We start from the raw sequence: 6,910 nt of genomic DNA, 5'->3' as shown, positions 1-6,910 counted from the left end.
ATCACCGCGTTGATCCCCTTCTACTGGCTCCCGATCCGGGGCGAGATCGCCAGGGCGAAGCGTCCGCGCGGCGGCGGTCGGGAGTGACCCCCGAGGAAGCGTGCCGGCGGGGCCCTGATCAGTGTTGCCGCCAGCGGAAGCCGGGAAGACCCCACCCGACTCGGCCGGAGCAGTTGGTGGGACGCCGACCGCCAGGTCACAGACTGCCGAATTGCGCTCTATCAGATCAAGGCGGCCCGCAAAGCGGGCCGCGCCGGCCCGGCCCCGGCCTGCTGGCGACCTCCGGCCGGCATCGGCCGGGCCGGCCGGCAACGCTGATGGACGACGAGAACCATGAAGACCTCGGGGCTCCGCCCCGAACCAGGGCCCTCCTCAGAGATCAGCCGGAGCGAATCACCTCGCCGGGCACCACAAGGGCTACCAGCCTTCCCGGACGGGGCCAAGGTCGTTCGTCCGGTAGGGCGCTCCACCTTGTCCCCGTCCGGGAAGGCTGGACGGTCTACGACTGCCCGACGAGGAGATCCGCCAACACCTTCGGGCGACGGCAGACGGCAGGACAGGGCATGATGCTCGGATGACATTGGCCGAGATCTGGCCCGCGCGCCGTCTGCGGGTGACGACGTCCGTGCTTGATCTGGCTGTACCGGGTGAGGACGAGCTTGCCGAACTGGCGATCCATGCGGCAGACGGCATCTACGATCCGCAGAACCGCTTTCTGGCGCGTTCGCCCGTAGCGGGATGGGAGTCGGGACCGTCGCCGCAGGCCGAGTGGTCGTTCCTGCGGTACTACTGGGCGTCCCTAGCGGACTGGCGGCCGAACAGATGGAACCTGGTAATGGCTGTGAAGGTCGATGGCGCGTGCGTCGGGGTGCAGGAGATCGGCGCGCAGGACTTTGGGATCACTAAGACCGTCTCGACGGGGTCATGGATCGCGCGGCGGTTCCAGCGGCGTGGTTACGGCAAGGAGATGCGGGGCGCCATCCTGCACCTCGCGTTCGCCGGGCTGGGAGCGGATCGCGCCGAGTCCGCCGCCTGGTCCACCAACGCGCCGTCGCTGGGAGTCTCGTGGTCGCTTGGCTATCAGTCGAACGGCACCACAATCCGGGCTTTCGACGGTGCCCGCCAAGAGCAGATCAACCTGGTGCTCGACCGCGAACGGTGGGAGAGCCACCGTGACGACATCGCGATCCACGGACTCAGCGACGAGGTGCTTGAGCTGATGGACGTTAAGCGGGCCGCATCCCGGTGATGGCCGCTGCCCGCGTGGCCGCACGTCCGTTGGGCTGTACAGCCATTGGTACAGCCAAGCCGGCCGACAGGCGTGGGTGACGAGCGACGGCAACCGACGAGTTGAGCAGGTCAGCCACACCAGCCGACGCCGGCCGACAACAGGCTTGATCTTTGCAAGGCAGGGGCGGGGCCGGGCCACCCCCGGGCCATAAGGGGGTGTCACCCGAGGGCAAACCAGGCCGCTGACCTGCTTTCGGAGGTGAACGCCCTGGCAGGCCTTGCCACGTTTCGGGCATCACGGCCGGTGGAGCACGCTCTTCCACACTGGTGCGCGGGGACTCGCTGGCGGAGAGCATCGTCTGATGCCGACTTGCATGGCGAATGGATGTCCCCGTCCGGCGACCCGGGGAGAGGCGTGGACCGACGACCCGCTGGAGGCGATCGCGCAGTACCGGAAGGGAATCAGACTCGAACTCGCCGTCAAGGACCTCGCGGTCCGGTTGGCGCTGTGCGATGAACACGCCCGGGAATTGATCGCGGCGGCGTGGGAGGCGGTGCTGTCCAAGCTCAGCGGGTGGGACTGGCAGCCGCTTCGCGGAGTGAACGGCTGACCTCGCTGGAGGTCGACCTCCGGCTAGATTGCCGCCCTCAGGATGGTGATGAGGTCATCGGTGGTCCGTCGCGCGTCGGCTCTGCTCGCCTCGGTCGTCCACCCCTGGTGCCAGGGCCGGGACCGGCGACAAAGAGCAACGCTTCCAGTGCGGGCGCCGCGAGGTCCGGAGCTGGCGCGGGAAGCGTCGCCAGGTCTGTCTCGTCGGACAGTTCCGCCAGGCGGTGCTGCAGGTGCTCACCACCGGGAAGAGCGGCGGCTACGAGAGCTACCGCCGCGACGATCTGGTCGGGGAAGAACTCCTGCCAGAGGAGGCTGCGATTGGTCAGGACGAAGGTGAGCATGTGCCGAAGGGCGTCGAGGTGCTGCTCCGGTGGCCGCTCGGCGAGTTCTTCGAGGAAGTCCAGAGCGCCGTCGCTGCTGAACGGTCCGGTTCCGAAGGTGCCCACGCCAACCCCTTCAGCGACAGCCAGCCAGCGCTGGAGCAGGATCGTGCGCGCAGAGTAGCGCCTCGGCACGCACGTCTCGGTGCCGATCTGCGGCATGGTGGGTGTCGTGGACCAGCAGCAGGTCAATGAGCAGGACCGGTTCCGGGATCCGTCGATCAGGTTGTACGAGCTGGCGGCGGAGGACATCTACGCGGTGTGTCCCCGCTGCGGGCATCGAGCGGTGAACTCTGCCCGCTCGACCAGCGACAGGTGGGTGCCGTCGTCGCCCCGCCAGCTCGCCTGCACGCGCTGTGCGTACTCGGCGTCCTGGTCTCCCGGGGGGTCCTCGGGCTCCTGTTGGGGCGGGCCGCTGGATCCGTTCTTCCGTCTGCCGTTGTGGTTGAGGGCGAGGTGCTGCGGTGGGCGGACGCTCTGGGCGTTCAATCGCCGGCACCTTGATCTGTTGCAGGGCTACGTCGGCGCTCGATTGCGCGAGCGGGGTCCGGCGCCGGACGGCTTGACCCTGGTGGCCAGGCTGCCGAGCTGGCTCAAGTCCGCCGGCAACCGCGACGAGGTGCTCCGCGCCATCGCTCGGCTGCGGTCCTCGCTCGACACTTGAGCGGTGGTCCGCACGGCCGCCAGAGCTCGGGGTGGTCACGGACCAGCCGAGCCGGAGTGTGCGCGCCGCGTTCCCAACACCCCTCACCGCCTGCCGTAGCCACCTTTTTGTGGGTACTTGTCGCCAGGTACGCCTGCGGCGAATCTGGCTGTGGGCGGTCGGGAGGCTGCCAGATCTGGGTGGAGGGGAATTTGGTCGATTCGTCAGGAGGCCCGATGGGCTTCGGCAAGTTTGTCTAGGCGGCGGTGGCCCCAGTCGGAGAGAGGGGCCAGTGCCTCGGCGAGTTCGCGGCCGAACGTGGTCAGGGAGTACTCGGTCTTCAGCGGCAGCACCTCGTACGCCTCCCGGTGTACCAGTCCGTCGGCCTCCATCTCTCGGAGCGCCTGAGTCAGCACCTTCTCCGTGAGGCCCGGCAGTTGCCGGCGCAGTTCCCCGGGACGGCGCGGACCGGATTCCAGCAACCAGAGCAGAGCCGTCTTCCATTTGCCGTCGATCACGGCGATTGCGGCCGTCACTCCGCAGACGTTCAGGTCCTGGGCACGACTGCGCGTCATGGTCGTCCTATTCGTTCAATCTTCACTCGTTCATCGGAGTTGAGTCATGACCTCGTACGCCGAAAATTCTGTCACAGTGCTCGGTCTGGGACCGATGGGTCGGACGCTGGCCGGCGCGTTCCTGAACGCCGGCCTGCGGACGATCGTATGGAACCGGACGCCGGGCAGGGATCGGGAGCTGGTCGAGCGCGGCGCGGTCAGCGCCCGGTCGGCCGAGGAGGCGGCCGCCGCGAGCAGACTGATCGTGGTCTGCGTGGTGAACTACGACGCGTCGGACGCCATCCTGCGACGCGACGCGGTCACTGATGCCCTCGAGGGGCGCACAGTCGTCCAACTGACCGCCGACACTCCGAACCGGGCCCGGGACACCGAACAGTGGGCGGCCGGACACGGCATCCGGTACCTGGACGGTGCGATCATGACGCCGACCAGCACCATCGGAACCGCGGACGCGGCGATCATCTACAGCGGTCCCGAGGACCTCTACCGGGAGCACCAGCCGGTGCTGAACGCGCTGGGCGGCACCCACACCCATCTCGGCGAGGAGATCGGCCGGGCAGCGGCGTACGACATCGCACTGCTCGACATCTTCTGGACCGCGATGGCGGGCTACGCGCACGCGTTGGCGGTGGCGACGGCGGAGGGGATCACCGCCCGGGAGCTGGCACCCTTCGCCAAGGGCATCGGCGCGATCCTCCCACCCATCTTCGAGGAGGCCGCGGAGGAAGTGGACACGGGCAGCTTTTCCGGCGAGGACAACCCGATCACCTCTGCGGTGTCGTCCATGGCCCACATCGTCCAGGCGTCCGAGGCTAACGGCATCGACGCCGGCGTGATGCGTGCGGCCGAGAGCGTGGCCCGCCGGGTCGTCGGACTGGGCCACGGCACAGACGGGTTCATGCGGGTTGCAGAAGTCCTGGGGCGGCGTGAAGCCCGACAGTGAGGGGCCATGCCCCCCAGGGCCTCCGCGTTGCAGCTCCAACCGGCTGATCAGGCCCTCGACGAAGACGAACCAGCTCCCGTACCCGAGGAACAACCAGGTGGGGCGGCGGACGATCAGGTCCGCCCGGGAGCGGCTCGCGAGGGGCCGCGGCCACGTCGGGCCGTCACGCGTCCTGCGGGTACCAGCGCAGCTCGACCACGTTGCCGTCCGGATCGCGTACGTAGATCGAGGTGGCGGACCCCCGGGCGCCGAACCGGCCCACCGGGCCCTCGACGACGTCGAAGGCACCGGACGCGACCACCTCCGCCCAGTCCAGCGGGGCGACCACCAGGCAGAAGTGGTCGACGTTCGACTCGCCCCGCCGGCCGTGGACCAGGTCGACGATGGTGCCCGCGTCGATCCGCACCGAGGGGAAGGGCACCCGCCCGGCCCGCCAGTCGTCGAGACGGACCGGTGCCAGGCCGAGCGATCCGCAGTAGAACCGCAGGGACCGTTCGACGTCGGCGACGGTGAGGACCAGGTGGTCGAATCCGGTGACCCGCATGGTGGTCACGCCGTCGCCGCCCGGGGGCGGGCCCGGCGCAGCCAGTCGGTGAACAGGGCCGGGTCGACCTCGTCGAGGGTACGCAGCTTCACGGAAGCCATCGAGCGCGCGCCCGGCACGAGCCGACCCGACGGGTCGTCCACCTCCTGCCCGTGCCACAGCCCGAAGGTCAGGTACGACGGGTACGCCTTGACCAGACAGACCGGCTGCTGTCCCGGTCGGTCACCGAGCCCCCAGACCGGGTGGCCGTGCCACATCGCGGCGGTGGCGGCGGGCAGCGCCGCCTCGATGACGGGGCGCAGCTTGGCGCCGATCTCGCGCAACGGCTCGTCCAGCCCGGCCAGGTATCCGTCGATGGTGGTCATGTCGCCTCCCGACGAGGTGCCCGGGAACGGCTCCCGGTGCGCCTTCCACCCTGGTCGGTGCCGAGCGGGCGACCAAGCCGCGATCGGACTACATTCGTTGAGCCGGACTAAACGACGGGAGTCGGGGGTTGCTGGAGCGGCACGAGGTGGAGACCTTCCTGACCCTGGCCGAGGAGCTGCACTTCGGGCGGACGGCGGACCGGCTGCGGGTCACCACCGGACGGGTCAGCCAGGTCGTCAGGAAGCTGGAACGGCGCATTGGCGCCCCGCTGTTCGCCCGGACCAGCCGGGTCGTGCAGCTCACCCCGATCGGTCGCCGGCTCGCCGACGACCTGCGTCCCCTGGTCGCCGGCATGGATCAGGCCGTACGCCGGGCCGTCGAGGCCGGCCGGGGCGTCAGCGGAGAGCTGCGGGTGGCCTTCCTGGGCGAGTGGACCGCCCCGGTGCTGCTCCGTGCCGTCGCCCTGTTCCGGGAACGGCGTCCCGACTGCGAGGTGCACGTCCACGAGGCGCAGCTCGCCAACTCCCGGGCCAGTCTGCTCGACGGCTCGATCGACGTGCTCATCGCCTCGTACCCCTTCGACGGCATGGCGAACGGCCCGGCGCTGCTGTCGGAGGCCCGGCTGCTGGCGGTGCCGGCGGGGCATCCGCTGGCCGGCGCGGAGTCGGTCTCCCTGGAGGTCCTCGCCGCCCACCCGGTGGTGCAGTACCCGGAGGTGACCTCCGCCGCGTTCAAGCGGGACCGCACCCCCGACCGGACACCGTCCGGCCGGCCGGTGCCGAAGGGGCCCTCCGGCAACACCTTCTCCGAGATGCTCTCGCTGGTCGCGATGGGCCGGGGCGTCCTGCCGGTCGGCGAGCACACCCGCCGGTACTACCCCCGTCCCGACGTCGCCTACGTGCCGATCCACGACGCGCCACCGATCCTGCGCGGGCCGGTCTGGCTGGAGACCAACACCACCGAGCGGGTACGCGAGTTCGTCCGCGCCGCCGCGGACGCCGCACGGTCCGGAACGGACGGTGGCAGGATGTCGGGATGACGGTGCTGCACGAGATCCGGGCACTGGTCGGGGCGATCTCGCCGCTCGACGAGCTGGAGGCGGCACACCGGGCCGAGTGCCTCGACTGGTTGGGACGCACCGAAGACGTCTTCCGGCGGGCCAAGCCGCGCACCCCGTCGCCGCACCTGGTCGCGTACTTCCTGCTCCGTGACCCCGCGGACGGGTCCGTGCTCCTCGTCGACCACCGCGCGGCCAACCGGTGGCTGCCGACCGGTGGCCACGTCGAGCCGGACGAACACCCGCTGGAGACCGTACGCCGGGAGGTCGTGGAGGAGCTCGGCGTGCCGGCGGTCTTCCCGCCGACTCCCGGCGAACGTCCGCTCTTCCTGACGGTCACCCCGACGGTCGGCCCGCCCGAGGACCGGCACGTCGACGTGAGCCTCTGGTACGTGCTGGCGGGCCGCCGCGACCAGGCGCTGACGCCCGACCCGGGGGAGTTCCGGGGCGTCCGGTGGTGGACGCCGGCCGAGGTGGCGGCGGCGGACCCGCGGGCCCTCGACCCGCACCTGCCCCGGATGATGGCCAAGCTCGCGGGCTGACTCCGGTCGCACCCCGG

11 protein-coding genes are annotated in these 6,910 nt (G+C 70.3%); 6 read left to right on the top strand and 5 right to left on the bottom strand.

The features are described 5' to 3' along the window. Nucleotides 1–574 precede the first annotated feature (574 nt). Together V6U79_RS08560 and V6U79_RS08555 are read left to right on the top strand one after the other, a co-directional pair. Nucleotides 575–1,249: a GNAT family N-acetyltransferase gene (locus V6U79_RS08560; RefSeq protein WP_334614148.1), complete on the top strand. Its 675-nt coding sequence runs from the start codon at nucleotides 575–577 to the stop codon at nucleotides 1,247–1,249. 343 nt (nucleotides 1,250–1,592) lie between these two features. Continuing rightward, entirely contained in the window at nucleotides 1,593–1,841 is a 249-nt protein-coding gene (locus tag V6U79_RS08555) for a hypothetical protein (protein ID WP_334614147.1), read from the top strand. Nucleotides 1,842–1,878: 37 nt separating this feature from the next. On the opposite strand, the gene V6U79_RS08550 is transcribed toward V6U79_RS08555, so the two are convergent. Continuing rightward, a complete protein-coding gene (locus V6U79_RS08550) occupies nucleotides 1,879–2,385 on the bottom strand; it encodes a DUF4259 domain-containing protein (protein ID WP_334614146.1) in 507 nt (168 codons plus the stop codon). A gap of 90 nt (nucleotides 2,386–2,475) precedes the next feature. Then, nucleotides 2,476–2,712, bottom strand: coding sequence for a hypothetical protein (locus V6U79_RS08545; RefSeq protein WP_334614144.1), 237 nt, complete (start codon nucleotides 2,710–2,712; stop codon nucleotides 2,476–2,478). 19 nt (nucleotides 2,713–2,731) lie between these two features. Between V6U79_RS08545 and V6U79_RS08540 the strand changes: the two genes are divergently transcribed. Next, nucleotides 2,732–2,887 (top strand): hypothetical protein, encoded by a 156-nt coding sequence (locus V6U79_RS08540; RefSeq protein ID WP_334532277.1) that lies wholly within the window; start codon nucleotides 2,732–2,734, stop codon nucleotides 2,885–2,887. 203 nt (nucleotides 2,888–3,090) lie between these two features. Here V6U79_RS08540 and V6U79_RS08535 read toward each other — a convergent pair whose 3' ends face one another. Further along, on the bottom strand, nucleotides 3,091–3,441 hold the full coding sequence (locus V6U79_RS08535; protein ID WP_334614142.1) for a winged helix-turn-helix transcriptional regulator: 351 nt from the start codon (nucleotides 3,439–3,441) through the stop codon (nucleotides 3,091–3,093). Between the two features lie 46 nt (nucleotides 3,442–3,487). Here V6U79_RS08535 and V6U79_RS08530 point away from each other — a divergent pair, with 46 nt between their 5' ends. Continuing rightward, entirely contained in the window at nucleotides 3,488–4,384 is an 897-nt protein-coding gene (locus V6U79_RS08530) for an NAD(P)-dependent oxidoreductase (protein ID WP_334614140.1), read from the top strand. Nucleotides 4,385–4,547: 163 nt separating this feature from the next. Here the strand turns inward: V6U79_RS08530 and V6U79_RS08525 are convergent, their stop codons facing one another. Together V6U79_RS08525 and V6U79_RS08520 are read right to left on the bottom strand one after the other, a co-directional pair. Then, a complete protein-coding gene (locus V6U79_RS08525) occupies nucleotides 4,548–4,928 on the bottom strand; it encodes a VOC family protein (RefSeq protein ID WP_334532358.1) in 381 nt (126 codons plus the stop codon). Nucleotides 4,929–4,933: 5 nt separating this feature from the next. Beyond that, the gene (locus V6U79_RS08520) at nucleotides 4,934–5,293 is read right to left on the bottom strand and encodes a DUF1801 domain-containing protein (protein WP_334614138.1); all 360 of its coding nucleotides are present in this window, start codon (nucleotides 5,291–5,293) and stop codon (nucleotides 4,934–4,936) included. Nucleotides 5,294–5,421: 128 nt separating this feature from the next. On the opposite strand from V6U79_RS08520, the gene V6U79_RS08515 reads away from it, so the two are divergent. Both V6U79_RS08515 and V6U79_RS08510 read left to right on the top strand, forming a co-directional pair. Next, nucleotides 5,422–6,333: a LysR family transcriptional regulator gene (locus V6U79_RS08515; RefSeq protein WP_334614137.1), complete on the top strand. Its 912-nt coding sequence runs from the start codon at nucleotides 5,422–5,424 to the stop codon at nucleotides 6,331–6,333. Further along, a complete protein-coding gene (locus V6U79_RS08510) occupies nucleotides 6,330–6,893 on the top strand; it encodes an NUDIX hydrolase (protein WP_334614136.1) in 564 nt (187 codons plus the stop codon). Before V6U79_RS08515 ends, V6U79_RS08510 begins: the two co-directional genes overlap by 4 nt. The last annotated feature ends 17 nt before the right edge of the window (nucleotides 6,894–6,910 follow it).

It is taken from the genome of Micromonospora psammae (assembly GCF_036902725.1).
Lineage (GTDB): Bacteria > Actinomycetota > Actinomycetes > Mycobacteriales > Micromonosporaceae > Micromonospora.
Note: the sequence above shows the minus strand (reverse complement) of the source record. Positions and strands in the feature narration are given on the sequence as shown.